The sequence below is a fragment of the Vogesella aquatica genome (assembly GCF_028548455.1).
Taxonomy (GTDB): Bacteria; Pseudomonadota; Gammaproteobacteria; order Burkholderiales; family Chromobacteriaceae; genus Vogesella; species Vogesella aquatica.
In genome coordinates this window covers 173,196-190,408 of the sequence record NZ_JAQQLF010000009.1, presented here as the reverse complement: position 1 = coordinate 190,408, position 17,213 = coordinate 173,196, and the positions used below count along the sequence as shown (strand labels likewise).

Below are 17,213 nucleotides of genomic sequence, written 5' to 3'. Positions count from 1 at the left end.
GGTGTGGATGCTGACATTGAAGCGTGCGGCCAACTCGGTAAGCGTGCCGACGGCGTGTTTGATTTCCTCGCGGATGGCGGGGGTGGTGCGGGCTTGTTTGTGCAGTTTGACGATCATGGATTGGGTGCTCGGGAGAGTTGTAGCAGGATACCCATGACTTCTCGTGCTGTGTTCAGTTTGAGTAGCCGATTGCTTATATGATCGTCAGGGATGCAACAGTTAGGCATGCGCGCTTGCCGCAGCAGAATCTGGGCATGAAAAAACCCGCGTCGCGCGGGCGAGGCGGGGTTGGGCGTAGGCCTTGGCCGGCAAGGCTTAGGCTTCGTGGCGCATTTGCGGGAACAGGATCACGTCGCGGATGGACGGGGCGTCGGTCAGCAGCATTACCAGGCGGTCGATGCCGATGCCGCAGCCGCCGGTCGGCGGCAGGCCGTATTCCATGGCGCGGATGTAGTCGGCGTCGAAGTGCATGGCTTCGTCGTCGCCGGCGTCTTTCTGCGCTACCTGGGACAGGAAGCGGTTGGCCTGGTCTTCCGGGTCGTTCAACTCGGAGTAGCCGTTGGCGTGTTCGCGGCCCACGATGAACAGCTCGAAGCGCTCGGTGATGTTGGCGTCGGCGTCGGAGCCGCGTGCCAGCGGGGACACTTCCACCGGGTAGTCGATGATGAAGGTCGGGTTCCACAGCAGGCTTTCCGCACATTCTTCAAACAGCGCCAGCTGCAGGCTGCCCAGGCCAGGTGCCGGTGGCAGCTTGCCGCCCAGGCGCTTGATCTCGGCGGCAACCCATTCGGCGTCGGCCAGCTGTTCGTTGGTGTATTGCGGGTTGTAGTGCTGGATGGCGCCCACGATGGTGAAGCGGTCAAACGGCTTGCCCAGATCCACTTCTTTGCCGCCGTAGGTCACGGTGGTGCTGCCGGTGGCGGTGATGGCGCATTGGCGGATGATGTTTTCGGTCATCTCCATCATGCGCTGGTAGTCGCTGTAGGCTTCGTAGAATTCGATCATGGTGAACTCGGGGTTGTGGCGGGTGCTCATCCCCTCGTTACGGAAGTTGCGGTTAATCTCGAACACGCGCTCCAGGCCGCCTACCACCAGGCGTTTCAGGTACAGCTCCGGGGCAATGCGCAGGTACAGAGGCATGTCCAGGGCGTTGTGGTGGGTGGTAAACGGCTTGGCTGCGGCGCCGCCCGGGATGGGGTGCATCATCGGGGTTTCTACTTCCAGGTAGCCTTGGCCTACCATCACGTCGCGCACGGTTTGTACGATCTTGGAGCGCTTGATGAAGGTGCTGCGGCTCTCTTCGCTCATGATCAGGTCAACGTAGCGCTGGCGGTATTTCTGTTCCTGGTCGGTCATGCCGTGGAATTTGTCCGGCAGCGGGCGCAGCGATTTGGACAGCAGGCGCAGCTCGGATACGTTTACCGACAGCTCGCCTTTGTTGGTTTTGAACAGGGTGCCTTTGGCGGACAGGATATCGCCCATGTCCCAGTGTTTGAAGGCGGCGTGGATGTCGGCGCCGACGCCCTGGTCGTTGATGTACAGCTGAATCTGGCCGGCCACGTCTTGCAGGGTGGCGAAGCTGGCTTTGCCCATCACGCGCTTGAGCATCATGCGGCCGGCTACGGCTACCTGGATGTTCAGCGGCTCGAGCTCTTCTTTGCTCTTGTCGTTGTAGGCGGCGTGCAGGTCGCCGCTGAGGTGTTCGCGCTTGAAGTCGTTGGGGAAGGCCACACCGGCTTCGCGGATGGCTTTCAGTTTTTCACGGCGCTCGGCCATGATGTGGTTTTCGTCGTGCTGCTGCAGGCTGGATTCTTGTTCCGACATGGGGATCTCCGTTAATGTAAAAGGTTGGCCGCTGTCCTGCGGCCAACCTTGGGTATGGCTTACACGCCTTGTTTCAGGCTGGCTTCGATAAAGCCGTCGAGGTCGCCGTCCATCACGGCTTTGATGTTGCCTACCTCGTAGCTGGTGCGCAGATCCTTGATGCGCGACTGGTCGAATACGTAGGAGCGGATCTGGTGACCCCAGCCTACGTCGGTCTTGCTGTCTTCCAGCGATTGCTTGGCTTCGTTACGCAATTTCAGTTCGCGCTCGTACAGCTTGGCGCGCAGCATCTGCCAGGCTTCGTCACGGTTGCGGTGCTGCGAACGGTCGTTCTGGCACTGCACCACAATGCCGGTAGGGGCGTGGGTCAGGCGTACGGCGGAGTCGGTTTTGTTGATGTGCTGGCCACCTGCACCGCTGGCGCGGTAGGTGTCGGTACGCACATCAGCCGGGTTGATGGTGATCTCGAAGCTGTCGTCTACTTCCGGGTACACGAACACGGAGCAGAACGAGGTGTGGCGGCGCGCGTTGGAGTCGAACGGCGACACGCGCACCAGGCGGTGTACGCCCACTTCGGTGCGCAGCAGGCCGTAGGCGTATTCGCCTTCGATCTTGATGGTGGCGCTGCTGATGCCGGCCACTTCGCCTTCGGATTCTTCCAGGATCTCTACCTTGAAGCCCTTGCGTTCGGCGTAGCGCACGTACATGCGCAGCAGCATGCCCGCCCAGTCTTGCGCCTCGGTACCGCCGGCGCCGGCCTGGATGTCCAGGAAGCAGTTGTTCGGGTCCATCGGGTCGTGGAACATGCGGCGGAATTCCAGCTTGGCCAGCTTTTCTTCCACGGCGTCCAGGTCGGCTTTTACCGCCAGGATGGTGTCGTCATCTTCTTCGGCCTTGCCCATTTCAAACAGCTCGCCGCAGTCGGCCAGGGTGTTGGCGATGCCTTCGATCACCAGTACCACGTCTTCCAGCTGCTTGCGTTCACGGCCGAGTTCTTGCGCCTTTTTGGGGTCGTTCCAGATATCGGGGTCTTCGGTGAGGCGGCTTACTTCTTCCAGACGGTCTTTTTTACCGTCGTAGTCAAAGATACCCCCGGATATCGGTGTTGCGGGTAGTCAGATCGTCGATCTGAGCCTGAATTTGATTGAGTACTTCAGCTTCAATCATGGTATTGCGACCTCCAAAAAGAGCAATATAAACAAGATGACAGGGTATTTCAGTAAAGACAAAAAGCGCACCTTGCGGTGCGCTTTGGGCTGAATGGCTAGCTCATTAACCCAGCAGGTGGGCTACGCCGGCGCGCTCTTCTTCCAGTTCGTTCAGGGTAACGTTGATGCAGCTACGGCTGAATTCGTCGATTTCCAGGCCTTGTACAATGGTGTACTGGCCGTTTTCGCAGGTTACCGGGAAGCCGAACATCACGTCTTTCGGAATACCGTAGGAGCCATCGGACGGGATACCCATGGTAACCCATTTGCCGTTGGTGCCCAGTGCCCAGTCGCGGATGTGGTCGATGGCAGCGTTGGCCGCAGAAGCAGCAGACGACAAGCCACGGGCTTCGATGATGGCAGCGCCACGTTTGCCTACGGTAGGCAGGAACACGTCGCGGTTCCATTCGTGGTCGTTGATCATGTCTTTTACCGATTCGCCATTGATGGTGGCGTAGCGGTAGTCAGCGTACATGGTTGGGGAGTGGTTGCCCCATACGGCCAGTTTTTCGATGTCGGCCACGGCTTTGCCGGTTTTGGCAGCCAGCTGCGACAGGGCGCGGTTGTGGTCCAGGCGCAACATGGCGGTGAAGTTGTTCGGGTTCAGGTCCGGAGCCGACTTCATGGCGATGTAGGCGTTGGTGTTGGCCGGGTTGCCTACTACCAGTACTTTCACGTTGCGGTCTGCCACTTTGTTCAGGGCTGCGCCTTGTACAGTGAAGATCTCGGCGTTGGCGGTCAGCAGGTCTTTGCGTTCCATGCCTTTGCTGCGTGGGCGGGCGCCTACCAGCAGGGCTACTTGTACATCCTTGAAAGCCACTTCCGGGTCATCGGTAGCGACCATGCCGGCCAGCAGCGGGAAGGCACAGTCTTCCAGCTCCATCATCACGCCTTTTACAGCGGTTTGTGCCTGTGGCAGGTCCAGCAGCTGCAGGATGACCGGTTGGTCTTTACCCAGCATTTCGCCACTGGCAATGCGGAACAACAGGCTGTAACCAATCTGACCGGCTGCACCAGTAACGGCAACGCGAACGGGGGCTTTCATCGATGTACTCTCCTTTGGACTTGGCGATGGATGCGTAGCGCATGCTCTTCCTTGCGCATGCTGCTTTGCAATACTGGCTTCGAGTGTAGCACGCCAAGTTCAATTTGTGGGCATCAAGGCGGGTGATGCGGCGCAGCATGGCTGGGGCTTGTCTTATGTCTTATATAAGACTAACCTTTACGCTTGATTTATTTGATGTTAAAAAGAACACATGCACGCCAAGTCGCTACATCGATTACCGCTTTACCAGCAGGTAAAGCTGCAGGTGCTGGAACGTATTGCCGAGGGCGAGTGGGCCAGTAACGAGCTGCTCCCCAGCGAATGGGATCTGGCAGACCAGTTTGCGGTAAGCCAGGGTACGGTACGCAAGGCTTTGACCGAACTGGTCAACGACGGTGTGCTATACCGCCAGCAGGGCAGGGGCACGTTTGTGTCGGCACCGCTGGATGACTGGGCCGGCCTGGCGATGGTGTCACCGGGTTTGCTGGCTGAAAAGCCGGATCGCCTGCTGCGCGAGTTTCTGGGCGTCAGCCGTGTACACGCGCACGAGGAGTTGGCCGCAGCCATGGGTTTGCGCCGTAGTGCGCCACTGCACCGCATACGCATGCTGTGGCGCATGCAGGGGCAGGTGGTGGCGCTGGACGACGTGATGCTGCCGGTAGAACGTTTTGACGCCATCGATACGCGCTGGCTGCGCCAGATGCCCGGTGTGTGGTCGCTACTGCAGCAGCACTTTGGCGTGCGCTTGCGGGTGCAGGCCGAGCAGTGGCGGGCAATTTTGCCTGGCCGCGAAGAAATGCAGCTGCTGGCCGTGGCCGACGGTGTGCCGTTACTGCAGTATTTGCGGCTGTCTTGCGATATGCAGGGCGTGCCGGTGGAGTGGCGCGAGCGCTGGTGCGTGACCGACAAATTCGGCTTGATCCGTCAGGGAAATCCCTGATTCTGGGGCTGATTTTGTGGCTGGATGGTCTTTGTCAGACTGTTTGGCGTCCGCAGCAGGGCGCGGTTTTGATAGAATCTCAGGGACATGTTGCACCTGCAGCATCGGTTCGACATGTTTTGATGGGTGGGAGTGCTGTGCTGGCTCCTGTTCCGATGGCCCCTGCAACCATGGTGGGGGCCGGGTATAACCACTTGGTACATGCACATCCAAGGAAGCTCTATGCAGAAGCAACGACCTAAGCACTTAGATCTGGGCAAGATCAGGCTGCCTCTTCCGGGCATCGTCTCGATCCTGCACCGAATCAGCGGTGTGGCACTGTTTTTCTCGCTGCCACTCCTGATCTATCTTCTGAGCGGTTCGCTCAGTTCCGCAGAAACCTTCGACAGCTATCGCGCCGTAGTTGCCCATCCCCTGATGAAACTGATCCTGATCGGCTTCCTGTGGGCATTCCTGCATCACGCAGTAGCCGGCATCCGTTTCCTGCTGCTCGATATCCATAAAGGTCTGGAACTGCAGACCGCCCGCGCTACTGCCAAGCTGGTACTGGTAGTCAGCCTGTCTCTGACTGTGATTCTGGGGGCCATCCTATGGTAAACCGCAACGTCGTTGGTGCTCACTACGGCCTGCGCGACTGGATCATGCAGCGTGTGACTGCCGTGATCATGCTGGCTTACACCGTCATGCTGGTGCTGTTCCTGCTGGCCATGCCGGCCGGCTACGAAGGCTGGAAAGCCCTGTTCAGCCTGACCTGGGTAAAGGTTCTGACCCAAACTACCCTGCTGGCGCTGTTCCTGCACGCCTGGGTAGGTATTCGTGACCTGTGGATGGACTACATCAAGCCGGTAGGCGTTCGCCTGACCCTGCACTCCGTAACGGCAGTGTGGCTGGTGTCCTGTTTTATTTATTCGCTTAAGGTTGTATGGGGGCTGTAATGACTGTACCCGTTCGTCGATTTGATGCAGTAATTGTTGGCGGCGGCGGCGCAGGTATGCGTGCTGCTTTGCAACTGTCCGAGTCCGGCCTGAAAACTGCCGTACTTTCCAAAGTATTCCCGACCCGTTCGCACACCGTTGCTGCTCAAGGTGGTATCTCCGCCTCGCTGGGCAACGTGCAGGAAGACCGCTGGGAATGGCATATGTACGACACCGTAAAAGGGTCGGACTGGCTGGGCGACCAGGATGCCATCGAGTTCATGTGCCGCAAGGCACCGGAAGCCGTGATCGAGCTGGAACACTTCGGCATGCCGTTCGACCGTCTGGAAAACGGCAAGATCTACCAGCGCCCGTTTGGCGGCCACACCCAGAACAACGGTGAAACCCCGGTTCAGCGCGCCTGTGCCGCCGCCGACCGTACCGGCCACGCCATGCTGCACACGCTGTACCAGCGTAACGTGCGCGCCAATACCCAGTTCTTTGTCGAGTGGATGGCGTTGGACCTGATCCGTGACGAAGCTGGCGATGTAGTAGGTGTTACCGCCCTGGAAATGGAAACCGGCGAGGTTTACATTTTCCACGCCAAAGCCGTGCTGTTTGCTACCGGCGGCGCCGGCCGCATCTATGCCGCTTCCACCAATGCCTTCATCAACACCGGTGATGGCCTGGGTATGTGCGTTCGCGCAGGCATCCCGCTGGAAGACATGGAGTTCTGGCAGTTCCACCCGACTGGCGTAGCTGGTGCCGGTGTACTGATTACCGAAGGTGTACGTGGCGAAGGCGGTATCCTGCTGAACGCCAACGGCGAGCGCTTCATGGAGCGCTACGCACCTAACCTGAAAGATCTGGCCCCGCGCGACTTCGTGGCCCGCTCGATGGAGCAGGAAGTGCTGGAAGGCCGTGGTTGCGGCCCGAACAAGGACTACGTGCTGCTGAAGCTGGACCATCTGGGTCCGGACATCATCAAACAGCGCTTGCCTGGCATTCGCGAGATCGCCATCAAGTTTGCCGGTGTAGACCCGATCAAGGAACCGATCCCGGTTATCCCGACTTGCCACTACATGATGGGCGGTATTCCGACCAACTACCGCGGCGAAGTGGTGATCCCGCAAGGCGACAACCCGGAAGCCCGCGTGAACGGCTTCTACGCCGCTGGCGAATGCGCTTGCGCATCCGTACACGGTGCTAACCGTCTGGGTACCAACTCCCTGCTGGACCTGGTGGTATTCGGCAAATCGGCCGGCGACAGCATGGTCGAGTTCATCCGCAACGAAATGCCTACCTGGAAACCGCTGCCGGCCAACGCCGCCGAGCGTTCCCTGGCCCGTATCAGCCGCCTGGACAACCAGACCAACGGCGAAGACGTGACTGAAGTGCGTACCGCCATGCAGCGTACCGTTCAGGCGCGTGCTGCCGTGTTCCGTAACTCGGAAAACCTGGCGCAGGGCGTGAAGGAAATCCAGGAAGTGGCAGAGCGCGTAAAACGCATCCAGATCAAGGACAAATCCAAAGTCTTCAACACCGCACGTGTCGAGGCGCTGGAGCTGGAAAACCTGATCGAAGTGGCTGTGGCTACCCTGATCTCCGCCGATGCGCGTAAAGAGTCCCGTGGCGCTCACGCCCACGCCGACTTCCAGCAGCGCGACGACGAGGTATGGATGAAGCACACCCTGTACTACGGCGATGACCGTCGCCTGACCTACAAGCCCGTGCACACCAAACCGTTGTCGGTGGATTACATCCCGCCGAAAGAGCGTACTTTCTAAGCGGCGACCAGGAGATCAAGATGACCAAAGCCCGTTTTTCCATTTACCGCTACGATCCGGACAAGGACGCCAAGCCGTACATGCAGGATTACGAGATCGAGCTGGGCCCGAACGACGTAAAACTGCTGGACGTGATCGTCAAGCTCAAAGCCATGGACGACACCCTGTCGTTCCGTCGCTCCTGCCGCGAAGGTATTTGTGGCTCTGACGCCATGAACATCAACGGCAAGAACGGCCTGGCCTGCGTGACCAACTGGGCTGACCTGAAACAGCCTATCGAGCTGCGCCCGCTGCCTGGCCTGCCGGTTATCCGCGATCTGATCGTGGACATGACCCAGTTCTTCAAGCAGTACCACTCGATCAAGCCTTACGTGATCAACGACACGCCGCCGCCAGAGCGCGAGCGCCTGCAATCGCCGGAAGACCGTCTGGAGCTGGACGGCCTGTACGAGTGCATTCTGTGCGCCTGTTGCTCTACCTCCTGCCCGTCTTTCTGGTGGAACCCGGACAAATTCGTTGGCCCGGCCGGCCTGCTGGCCGCCTACCGCTTTATCGCGGATACCCGCGATCTGGCCACCAACGAGCGTCTGGACAACCTGGAAGACCCGTATCGCCTGTTCCGTTGCCACACCATCATGAACTGCGTGGATGTGTGCCCGAAAGGTCTGAACCCGACCAAGGCGATCGGCAAGATCAAAGACATGATGGTTAAGCGTGCCGTATGACCGACATCGATCCGGTTGAAATAAAACGGATCCGCTGGCGCTCGCGCCGTGGTTTGCTGGAGCTGGACATTGTGCTGGAGCGTTTTCTGGCCAATGGCTTTGACCAGCTCACCACGGACGAGCTTGCCGCGTACAGGAAGTGCCTGGAGCTGGGCGATAACGACTTCCTGGACTACGTAAACGGCAAGGCGGAAGTAGACGATCCCGAGCTGGCACACATCATCGGGATTTTGCGGGCGGTTTGAGGCCTGCAAGCAGCAAAACAAATTACAACGACCACAAACTGAACTGGGAGTATTGCTGTGGAAAACAATCGTAAAGTGACGCTCACCTACAACGACGGTAAAGACAATCTGGACATGCCGGTACTGAAAGGTACCCTGGGTCCGGACGTCGTCGATATCCGTGCGTTCTCCAAAACCGGTATGTTCACCTTTGACCCCGGCTTCCTGGCTACCGCCAGCTGCGAGTCGCAAATCACCTTTATCGATGGTGACCTGGGTCAGCTGTACTACCGTGGTTACCCGATCGAACAGTTGGCCGCAAAGAGCGACTACCTGGAAGTGTGCTACCTGCTGCTGAACGGCGAGCTGCCTACCGCACAAGAGCGCCAGGCATTCGAGCGCGGCATCATGCGTCACAACATGCTGCACGACCAGCTGATGAGCCTGTTCAAAGGCTTCCGTCGTGATGCCCACCCGATGGCTGTCATGGTGGGTGTGGTTGGCGCGCTGTCTGCCTTCTATCACGACTCGCTGGACATCAATAACGCGGAACACCGCAAGATCTCGGCTCACCGCCTGATCGCCAAGCTGCCGAACATTGCCGCCCAGGCGTACCGCTACAACAAAGGCCTGCCGTTCTCCTACCCGAAAAACGGCCTGACCTACGCCGAGAACTTCCTGCACATGATGTTCTCCACCCCGTGCGAAGAGTACAAGGTGAACAAGACCCTGGCCCTGGCCCTGGATCGCATCTTCACCCTGCACGCCGACCACGAGCAGAACGCGTCTACTTCTACCGTACGTCTGGCTGGCTCCTCCGGTGCCAACCCGTTCGCATGTATCGCCGCCGGTATCGCCTGCCTGTGGGGCCCGTCCCACGGTGGCGCCAACGAGGCTGTACTGAAGATGCTGGACGAAATCGGTTCGGTAGAAAACGTACCGGCGTTCATGGAAGGCGTGAAGAACAAGACCCACAAGCTGATGGGTTTTGGTCACCGCGTGTACAAGAACATGGACCCGCGCGCAGCCATCATGAAAGAGACCTGCGACGAAGTGCTGAACGAGCTGGGCCTGCACAACGATCCGAAGTTCAAACTGGCCATGGCGCTGGAAAAAATCGCCCTGGAAGACCCGTACTTCATCGAGCGCAAGCTGTACCCGAACGTAGACTTCTACTCCGGTATCGTGCTGTCGGCTATCGGTATTCCGGTATCCATGTTCACCCCGATCTTTGCCCTGGCTCGTACCGTGGGCTGGATCTCGCACTGGGCTGAAATGATTGCCGACCCGGCAATGAAGATCGGCCGTCCGCGTCAGCTGTACACCGGTGCCCAGCGCCGCGACTACATCCCGCAGGAACAGCGTTAATCGCTAGCAAAAGGTTGGCCGCCATGCGGCCAACCTTTTTGCGGTGGAGAGCGTTCTGTCAAAAAGAGGCGTGTGGTTACCCGCACAGCTCTTTTTGTCAAAACGGTTTTTGCAAAGCAGCAACGCAGACAAAAGGGTCGAATAATGATGCAATCCATGTACAGTCATTCCCACCTGTTTGGTGGAAATGCACCGTTCATCGAGGAACTGTACGAACAGTATCTCGCTGATCCGAACGTGGTTCCGGCGGAATGGCGGGATTACTTCGATAAGCTGGCAATGGCACCGGGTGCGGCAGAGCGCGACGTAGCGCATCAGCCTATCCAGGAGTCGTTCATCCAGCTGGCCAAGAAGCCGCTGGCTGGCCAGCGTAGCAGCGATGTCGCCAACTGGGAGTCCATGCAAAAGCAGGTAGGCGTGCTGAAGCTGATCTCGGCCTGGCGCGTACTGGGTTCCCGCCAGGCAAACCTGGACCCGCTCAAGCGTATGGACCAGGAGACCATGCGCGAGCTGGACCCGGCTCAACATGGCCTGTCCGATGCCGATATGGCTGTGCAGTTCAATGTAGGCTCGCTGGTTGCCCCGCAAAAGCTGCCACTGTCCGACATTCTCGCCCGTCTGAAACAGACCTACGGCGGCAATGTGGGTGTGGAGTACATGCACATTACCACCTCTGAAGAAAAACACTGGGTACAGAAGCGCTTTGAAGGCGACCTGTCCACCCCGCGTTACAACGCAGAGAAAAAACAACGCATCCTGAAGCAGATCACCGCTGCAGAAACGCTGGAACGCTACCTGCATACCCGCTATGTAGGCCAGAAGCGCTTCTCGCTGGAAGGTGGCGAATCCGCCATCGCCGCGCTGGATCACCTGATCCAGAACGGTAGCGCCTACGGCGTAGAAGAGCTGATCATCGGCATGGCCCACCGTGGCCGCCTGAACGTGCTGGTAAACACCCTGGGCAAGCTGCCGCGTGACCTGTTTGCCGAATTCGAAGGCAAGGCAGCACAGGAGCTGGCTTCGGGTGACGTGAAGTACCACATGGGCTTCTCGTCCGACATCCCTACCGCCAATGGCCCGATGCACGTATCGCTGGCCTTTAACCCGTCCCACCTCGAGATCGTGAACCCGGTAGTAGAAGGTTCTGTCCGCGCCCGCCAGGAGCGCCGCAACGACGTGGAAGGCAAATCGGTGGTGCCGCTGCTGATTCACGGTGACTCCGCGTTTGCCGGCCTGGGCGTGAACCAGGGTACCTTCAACCTGTCGCAAACCCGTGGCTATCGTACCGGCGGTACCATCCACCTGGTGATCAACAACCAGGTAGGCTTTACCACCTCCGATACCCGCGACATGCGTTCCACCCTGTACTGTACCGACGTGGCCAAGATGATCGAAGCGCCGATCTTCCACGTGAACGGTGACGATCCGGAAGCGGTCTGCTACGTGATGCAGGCTGCGCTGGAATACCGCATGCAGTTCAAGAAGGACGTGGTCATCGACCTGGTGTGCTACCGCAAACTGGGCCACAACGAAGGTGACGATCCGTTCCTGACCCAGCCGATGATGTACAAGCGCATCGCCAAGCACGCCGGTGTTCGCGCCATGTACGCCCAGCGTCTGGTCGCCGAAGGGGTGCTGAAGGCCGAAGCCGCAGACGACCTGATCCGCGCCTACCGTGACGCGCTGGACAAGGGCGAGCACGTCGAGCAGACCGTGCTGTCCAACTACCGCCGCGAACACGCGCTGGACTGGAGCCAGTATCAGGGTACCCACTGGGCACACCCTACCGATACCAGCCTGCAGCAAGCCGACGTACAGCGTCTGGTCGAGAAGTTCACCCACGTACCGGCCGACTTCAAACCACACCCTACGGTGAAGCGCGTTATCGAAGCCCGCCAGGCCATGGCGCGCGGCGAGCAGCCGCTGGACTGGGGTATGGCAGAGACCCTGGCCTACGCCAGCCTGGTAACCAACGGCTACGCCGTACGCATCTCGGGTGAAGACTCGGGCCGCGGTACCTTCTCGCACCGCCACTCGGTACTGCACGACCAGAACCGTGAAAAGTGGGACCAGGGCACCTATATTCCGCTGGCCAATATGAGCGAAAACCAGGCCGACTTCCGTGTGATCGACTCGATCCTGAACGAAGAAGCGGTACTGGCCTACGAGTACGGCTATGCCTGCTCCGCTCCGGACCAGCTGGTGATCTGGGAAGCGCAGTTCGGCGACTTCGCCAACGGCGCCCAGGTAGCCATTGACCAGTTCATCTCTTCTGGCGAAACCAAGTGGGGCCGTCTGTGTGGCCTGACTTCCATCCTGCCGCATGGCTACGATGGCCAGGGCCCGGAGCACTCCTCCGCGCGTCTGGAGCGCTGGCTGCAGCTGTGCGCCGAGCACAATATGCAGATCGTGATGCCGTCCGAAGCTGCGCAGATGTTCCACATGCTGCGTCGCCAGGTACTGCGCCCGTATCGCAAGCCGCTGGTGATCTTCCTGTCCAAGCGCCTGCTGCGCTACAAAGACTCGATGAGCCCGATCGAAACCATTACCCAGGGTTCTTTCCGCCCGGTGATTGGCGATGCCTCGATCCAGGACCCGAAGAAAGTGAAACGCGTCCTGCTGTGCGCTGGTCAGGTGTACTACGACCTGGTCAACGGCCGCAAAGAGCGTGGCATGGAAGAAGACGTGGCCATCATCCGTATCGAACAGCTGTATCCGTTCCCGACCGAGCTGCTGCAAGCCGAGCTGGCCCAGTTCTCGCACGTGAAAGAGCTGCTGTGGGTACAGGAAGAGCCGCGTAACCAGGGTGCCTGGTACCAGATCCGCCACCGCCTGGAAGGCCTGCTGCAAGCCAAGCAGACCCTGGACTTTGCCGGTCGCCCATCGTCGGCCTCCCCAGCCGTGGGCTACATGAGCAAGCACGTTGCCCAGCTCAAGTCCTTTGTCGAAGAAGCGTTTTCGCTGAACAAATAACACCTGCACAAAAGAACGGGGCGGCAGCAAGCCGCCCCACAACGGAGAAGAACAATGGCCATTATCGAAGTCAAAGTCCCCCAGCTCCCGGAATCCGTGTCCGAAGCCACCCTGATGACCTGGCACAAGCAAGTAGGCCAGGCTGTTGCCCGCGATGAAAACCTGATCGATCTGGAAACAGACAAAGTGGTACTGGAACTGCCAGCCCCACTGGCAGGCGTGATCGTGAAAATCATCGAGCAGGATGGCGCCACCGTGACCTCCGGCCAGCTGATTGCCCACATCGATACCGAAGCGACCGCTGGTGCATCCGCGCCTGCTGAAGCCGCTCCCGCTGCTGCCCCGGCTGCCGCCCCGGTACAAGCTGCTGTTACCGGCGGTGCCGCCATGCCGTCCGCTGCCAAGCTGGCCGCCGAAACCGGCGTGAACCTGGCCGATGTAGCCGGCTCCGGCCGTGATGGCCGTATCCTGAAAGAAGACGTGGCTGCCGCCAAACCGGCTGCTGCCCCGGCACAGTCCGGCCCGGTCATTGCTGCTGCCGCACCGTCCGCTGGCGTAGCACTGGCGTCCACGCCGGCTGTCAACGCTGCCGCACTGACTTCCGGCCGCCCGGAGCAGAGCGTGCCGATGTCCCGTCTGCGCCAGCGCGTAGCCGAGCGTCTGATCCTGTCGCAGCAAACCAACGCGATTCTGACCACTTTCAACGAAGTGAACATGAAGCCGCTGATGGACCTGCGCAACAAGTACAAAGACAAGTTCGAAAAAGAGCACGGCGTGAAGCTGGGCTTCATGGGCTTCTTTGTGAAAGCCGCTGTTGCCGCCCTGAAGAAATACCCGATCGTGAACGCGTCGGTAGATGGCAACAACATCATCTATCACGGCTACTTCGACATCGGCGTGGCAGTAGGCAGCCCGCGTGGCCTGGTGGTACCGGTAATCCGTAACGCCGACCAGCTGAGCCTGGCAGACATCGAGAAACAGATCGCCGACTTCGGCAAGCGCGCCCAGGAAGGCAAGCTGACCGTGGACGAGCTGACCGGCGGCACCTACACCATCTCCAACGGCGGTACCTTCGGCTCCATGATGTCCACTCCGATCATCAACCCGCCGCAATCCGCCATTCTGGGCATGCACGCTACCAAAGAGCGCGCTGTGGTAGAAAACGGCCAGGTTGTGGTACGCCCGATGATGTATCTGGCGCAGTCCTACGACCACCGCATCATCGACGGCCGCGAAGCCGTGCTGTCGCTGGTGGCCATCAAGGACGCCATCGAAGATCCGGCTCGCCTGATCCTGGATCTGTAATCACCGCAGGCGGAGGCAGGCGCAGCCTGTCATCCGCCATTCACGACGAACTGGCAAGCTGGCCGCCTGCGGCCAACTTGCTACAGGATAGAGAACACCATGTCCCAACAATTCGACGTAGTAGTGATCGGCGGCGGCCCAGGCGGCTATGTAGCTGCCATCCGTGCGGCCCAGCTGGGTTTCAGCACCGCTTGCGTAGACGCTACTAAAAACCCGGAAGGCAAGCCTTCGCTGGGTGGTACCTGCCTGAACGTAGGCTGCATCCCGTCCAAAGCCCTGCTGCAGTCGTCGGAAAACTTCCACGCCGTACAGCACGACTTTGCCAAGCACGGTATCAGCGTAGAAGGCGCACAGATGGACGTGGCCAAAATGCTGGCCCGCAAGAACGACATCATCACCAAGAACGCCGGCGGTATCAGCTTCCTGTTCAAAAAGAACAAGGTTGCCAATATCCACGGTCTGGCTGCGCTGAAAGGCCGCCAGAACGAAAAATGGGTGATCGAGGTTGCCGATAACGGCGCTGTGGTCGATACCCTGGAAGCCACCCACGTGATCATCGCCACCGGCTCCAGCCCGCGCCAGCTGCCTGGCCTGGCTACCGACAACCAGATCGTACTGGACAACGAAGGCGCGCTGGCGCTGACCGCTGTACCGGCACGCCTGGGCGTGATCGGCGCCGGTGTGATCGGCCTGGAAATGGGTTCGGTATGGAAGCGCCTGGGCGCCGACGTCACCATCCTGGAAGCCGCACCGACGTTCCTGGGTGCTGCCGACCAGCAGATCGCCAAGGAAGCCTTCAAGACCCTGACCAAAGACACCGGCCTGGATATCAAGCTGGGCGTGAAAATTGGCGAAATCACCAAGGCTGACAACGGCGTGGTGGTGAACTACGAGCTGAACGGCGAAGCCGTGAAAGCCGAGTTCGACAAGCTGATCGTGTCCATCGGCCGTGTGCCGAACACCCAGGGCCTGGGTGGCGCCAACGTGAACCTGCAAATGGACGACCGCGGTTTCATCGTGGTAGACGACCACTGCCACACCAACCTGCCGAACGTATGGGCGATTGGCGACGTGGTACGTGGCCCGATGCTGGCGCACAAAGCGTCGGAAGAAGGCGTGGCCGTGGCCGAGCGTATCGCTGGCCAGAAGCCGCACGTTGATTTCGGCGTGATTCCGTGGGTGATCTACACCAGCCCGGAAATCGCCTGGGTCGGCAAGACCGAAGAGCAGCTGAAGGCTGAAGGCATCGAGTACAAGAAAGGCACCTCCGGTTTTGCGGCCAACGGCCGTGCGCTGGGTCTGGGCCAGGCGCAAGGTACCGTGAAGATCCTGGCTTGCGCCAAGACCGACCGTATCCTGGGTCTGCACATGATCGGCCCGATGGTGTCCGAACTGGTGACAGAAGGCGTGGTATCCATGGAATTCAAAGCTGCCAGCGAAGACCTGGCCCGCATTGTCCATGCCCACCCGAGCCTGTCCGAAGTGGTACACGAAGCCGCCCTGGCCGCCGACAAGCGCGCCCTGCACGGCTAAAAGAACAGGCAGCAGGCCGGGCACTTTCAAGGTAAAGTGCCGGCCGGCTGCCTCTATGGTTTTGTTGCCGATACCGATAGAGCACACCGTTTGTAGCCCAGGCGGTACAATCGCGACATCTCAGGCATAGCAAGGTTGGCCGCAAAGCCAGCCAACTATCCACCCGAAAGGAAACTTAATGAACCTGCACGAATACCAAGCGAAAGAGCTGTTGGCCAAATACGGCCTGCCGGTGCAAAAAGGCATTCTGGCTAACACGCCGGAAGAAGCCGCTGCTGCCTACGACCAGTTGGGCGGTAAATTTGCCGTTGTAAAAGCCCAGGTCCACGCTGGTGGCCGCGGCAAAGCCGGTGGCGTAAAAGTGGTGAAAACCCGCGAAGAAGCTGCCGAAGTAGCCAAAACCCTGATCGGTACCAACCTGGTAACCTATCAGACCGACGCAGCCGGCCAGCCGGTAAACAGCGTGCTGGTATGTGAAGACATGTACCCGGTACAGCGCGAACTGTACCTGGGCGCCGTAGTAGATCGCGGTTCCCAGCGCGTGGTATTCATGGTGTCCACCGAAGGCGGCGTGGAGATCGAAAAAGTAGCCGAAGAAACCCCGGAAAAGATCATCAAGATCGAAGTGGATCCGCTGGTAGGCATGCAGCCGTTCCAGACCCGCGACGCGGCCTTCGCCCTGGGTCTGTCCGGTTCGCAGATCGCTGCGTTCAGCAAACTGATGCTGGGTGCTTACAACGCTTTCGTTGAAAACGACTTTGCCCTGTTCGAAGTGAACCCGCTGGCACTGCGCGAAAACGGCGAGCTGGCTTGCGTAGACGGCAAGATCAACCTGGACTCCAACGCCCTGTACCGTCACCCGGCGCTGCTGGCCCAACGCGACAAGTCGCAGGAAAACGAACGCGAAGTGAAAGCTTCCGAGTTCGACCTGAACTACGTAGCGCTGGAAGGCAACATCGGCTGCATGGTAAACGGCGCCGGTCTGGCCATGGCGACCATGGACATCATCAAGCTGAAGGGCGGCCAGCCTGCCAACTTCCTGGACGTGGGCGGCGGCGCAACCAAAGAGCGCGTGATCGAAGCGTTCAAGCTGATTCTGGCTGATACCTCGGTACAAGGCGTGCTGATCAACATCTTCGGCGGCATCGTACGTTGCGACATGATCGCCGAAGCGATCATCGCTGCCGTTAAAGAAGTGAACGTGACCGTACCGGTAGTTGTGCGCCTGGAAGGCAACAACGCCGAGCTGGGTGCCAAGATCCTGGACGACTCCGGTCTGAAACTGACCTCCGCCCAGGGCCTGAACGACGCAGCCGAGAAGATCGTTGCTGCTGTTGCCGCCCTGTAATCACCTGCACCGCATAAGG

General features: G+C 59.5%; 14 protein-coding genes. 11 read left to right on the top strand and 3 right to left on the bottom strand.

Going from position 1 to position 17,213, the window contains the following annotated elements; all coding sequences use genetic code 11:
* Positions 1-315 precede the first annotated feature (315 nt).
* From lysS to PQU95_RS09080, 3 genes are all read right to left on the bottom strand, one after another.
* Entirely contained in the window at positions 316-1,824 is a 1,509-nt protein-coding gene (gene lysS, locus PQU95_RS09090) for a lysine--tRNA ligase (RefSeq protein ID WP_272751689.1), read from the bottom strand.
* Positions 1,825-1,883: 59 nt separating this feature from the next.
* Positions 1,884-2,988, bottom strand: a protein-coding gene (prfB, locus tag PQU95_RS09085; protein ID WP_227305294.1) for a peptide chain release factor 2 whose coding sequence is annotated in 2 segments (ribosomal slippage) — positions 1,884-2,906 and positions 2,908-2,988 — 1,104 coding nt in all. Because the reading frame shifts where the segments join, the coding sequence is not laid out codon by codon here.
* Positions 2,989-3,096: 108 nt separating this feature from the next.
* Complete coding sequence (locus PQU95_RS09080) at positions 3,097-4,077, bottom strand: malate dehydrogenase (protein ID WP_147692519.1); 981 nt, start codon at positions 4,075-4,077, stop codon at positions 3,097-3,099.
* Positions 4,078-4,288: 211 nt separating this feature from the next.
* Here PQU95_RS09080 and PQU95_RS09075 point away from each other — a divergent pair, with 211 nt between their 5' ends.
* The 11 genes from PQU95_RS09075 (at position 4,289) to sucC (ending at position 17,194) form a co-directional block, all read left to right on the top strand.
* Positions 4,289-5,017 (top strand): GntR family transcriptional regulator, encoded by a 729-nt coding sequence (locus PQU95_RS09075; protein ID WP_017506941.1) that lies wholly within the window; start codon positions 4,289-4,291, stop codon positions 5,015-5,017.
* Between the two features lie 222 nt (positions 5,018-5,239).
* Positions 5,240-5,614 (top strand): succinate dehydrogenase, cytochrome b556 subunit, encoded by a 375-nt coding sequence (gene sdhC, locus PQU95_RS09070; protein ID WP_026107608.1) that lies wholly within the window; start codon positions 5,240-5,242, stop codon positions 5,612-5,614.
* Positions 5,608-5,952 (top strand): succinate dehydrogenase, hydrophobic membrane anchor protein, encoded by a 345-nt coding sequence (gene sdhD, locus PQU95_RS09065; protein ID WP_147692516.1) that lies wholly within the window; start codon positions 5,608-5,610, stop codon positions 5,950-5,952. Before sdhC ends, sdhD begins: the two co-directional genes overlap by 7 nt.
* Positions 5,952-7,718: a succinate dehydrogenase flavoprotein subunit gene (sdhA, locus tag PQU95_RS09060; protein ID WP_272751688.1), complete on the top strand. Its 1,767-nt coding sequence runs from the start codon at positions 5,952-5,954 to the stop codon at positions 7,716-7,718. Before sdhD ends, sdhA begins: the two co-directional genes overlap by 1 nt.
* 20 nt (positions 7,719-7,738) lie before the next feature.
* Complete coding sequence (locus tag PQU95_RS09055) at positions 7,739-8,443, top strand: succinate dehydrogenase iron-sulfur subunit (RefSeq protein WP_017506946.1); 705 nt, start codon at positions 7,739-7,741, stop codon at positions 8,441-8,443.
* The gene (locus PQU95_RS09050) at positions 8,440-8,688 is read left to right on the top strand and encodes an FAD assembly factor SdhE (RefSeq protein WP_272751687.1); all 249 of its coding nucleotides are present in this window, start codon (positions 8,440-8,442) and stop codon (positions 8,686-8,688) included. Before PQU95_RS09055 ends, PQU95_RS09050 begins: the two co-directional genes overlap by 4 nt.
* Positions 8,689-8,745: 57 nt before the next feature.
* A complete protein-coding gene (gene gltA, locus PQU95_RS09045) occupies positions 8,746-10,035 on the top strand; it encodes a citrate synthase (protein WP_272751686.1) in 1,290 nt (429 codons plus the stop codon).
* 144 nt (positions 10,036-10,179) lie between these two features.
* Positions 10,180-13,008, top strand: coding sequence for a 2-oxoglutarate dehydrogenase E1 component (locus tag PQU95_RS09040; protein WP_272751685.1), 2,829 nt, complete (start codon positions 10,180-10,182; stop codon positions 13,006-13,008).
* Positions 13,009-13,062: 54 nt separating this feature from the next.
* Complete coding sequence (odhB, locus tag PQU95_RS09035) at positions 13,063-14,313, top strand: 2-oxoglutarate dehydrogenase complex dihydrolipoyllysine-residue succinyltransferase (RefSeq protein ID WP_272751684.1); 1,251 nt, start codon at positions 13,063-13,065, stop codon at positions 14,311-14,313.
* 99 nt (positions 14,314-14,412) lie between these two features.
* Positions 14,413-15,846 (top strand): dihydrolipoyl dehydrogenase, encoded by a 1,434-nt coding sequence (gene lpdA / locus PQU95_RS09030; protein ID WP_272751683.1) that lies wholly within the window; start codon positions 14,413-14,415, stop codon positions 15,844-15,846.
* Positions 15,847-16,024: 178 nt separating this feature from the next.
* Positions 16,025-17,194 (top strand): ADP-forming succinate--CoA ligase subunit beta, encoded by a 1,170-nt coding sequence (gene sucC / locus PQU95_RS09025; protein WP_272751682.1) that lies wholly within the window; start codon positions 16,025-16,027, stop codon positions 17,192-17,194.
* Positions 17,195-17,213: the final 19 nt, after the last annotated feature.

Bases quoted from the DNA above. Each gene is read 5' to 3' on its own strand.
- lysS (WP_272751689.1), bottom strand. From the start codon at position 1,824: ATGTCGGAACAAGAATCCAGCCTGCAGCAGCACGACGAAAACCACATC.
- PQU95_RS09080 (WP_147692519.1), bottom strand. From the start codon at position 4,077: ATGAAAGCCCCCGTTCGCGTTGCCGTTACTGGTGCAGCCGGTCAGATT.
- PQU95_RS09075 (WP_017506941.1), top strand. From the start codon at position 4,289: ATGCACGCCAAGTCGCTACATCGATTACCGCTTTACCAGCAGGTAAAG.
- sdhC (WP_026107608.1), top strand. From the start codon at position 5,240: ATGCAGAAGCAACGACCTAAGCACTTAGATCTGGGCAAGATCAGGCTG.
- sdhD (WP_147692516.1), top strand. From the start codon at position 5,608: ATGGTAAACCGCAACGTCGTTGGTGCTCACTACGGCCTGCGCGACTGG.
- sdhA (WP_272751688.1), top strand. From the start codon at position 5,952: ATGACTGTACCCGTTCGTCGATTTGATGCAGTAATTGTTGGCGGCGGC.
- PQU95_RS09055 (WP_017506946.1), top strand. From the start codon at position 7,739: ATGACCAAAGCCCGTTTTTCCATTTACCGCTACGATCCGGACAAGGAC.
- PQU95_RS09050 (WP_272751687.1), top strand. From the start codon at position 8,440: ATGACCGACATCGATCCGGTTGAAATAAAACGGATCCGCTGGCGCTCG.
- PQU95_RS09040 (WP_272751685.1), top strand. From the start codon at position 10,180: ATGATGCAATCCATGTACAGTCATTCCCACCTGTTTGGTGGAAATGCA.
- odhB (WP_272751684.1), top strand. From the start codon at position 13,063: ATGGCCATTATCGAAGTCAAAGTCCCCCAGCTCCCGGAATCCGTGTCC.
- lpdA (WP_272751683.1), top strand. From the start codon at position 14,413: ATGTCCCAACAATTCGACGTAGTAGTGATCGGCGGCGGCCCAGGCGGC.
- sucC (WP_272751682.1), top strand. From the start codon at position 16,025: ATGAACCTGCACGAATACCAAGCGAAAGAGCTGTTGGCCAAATACGGC.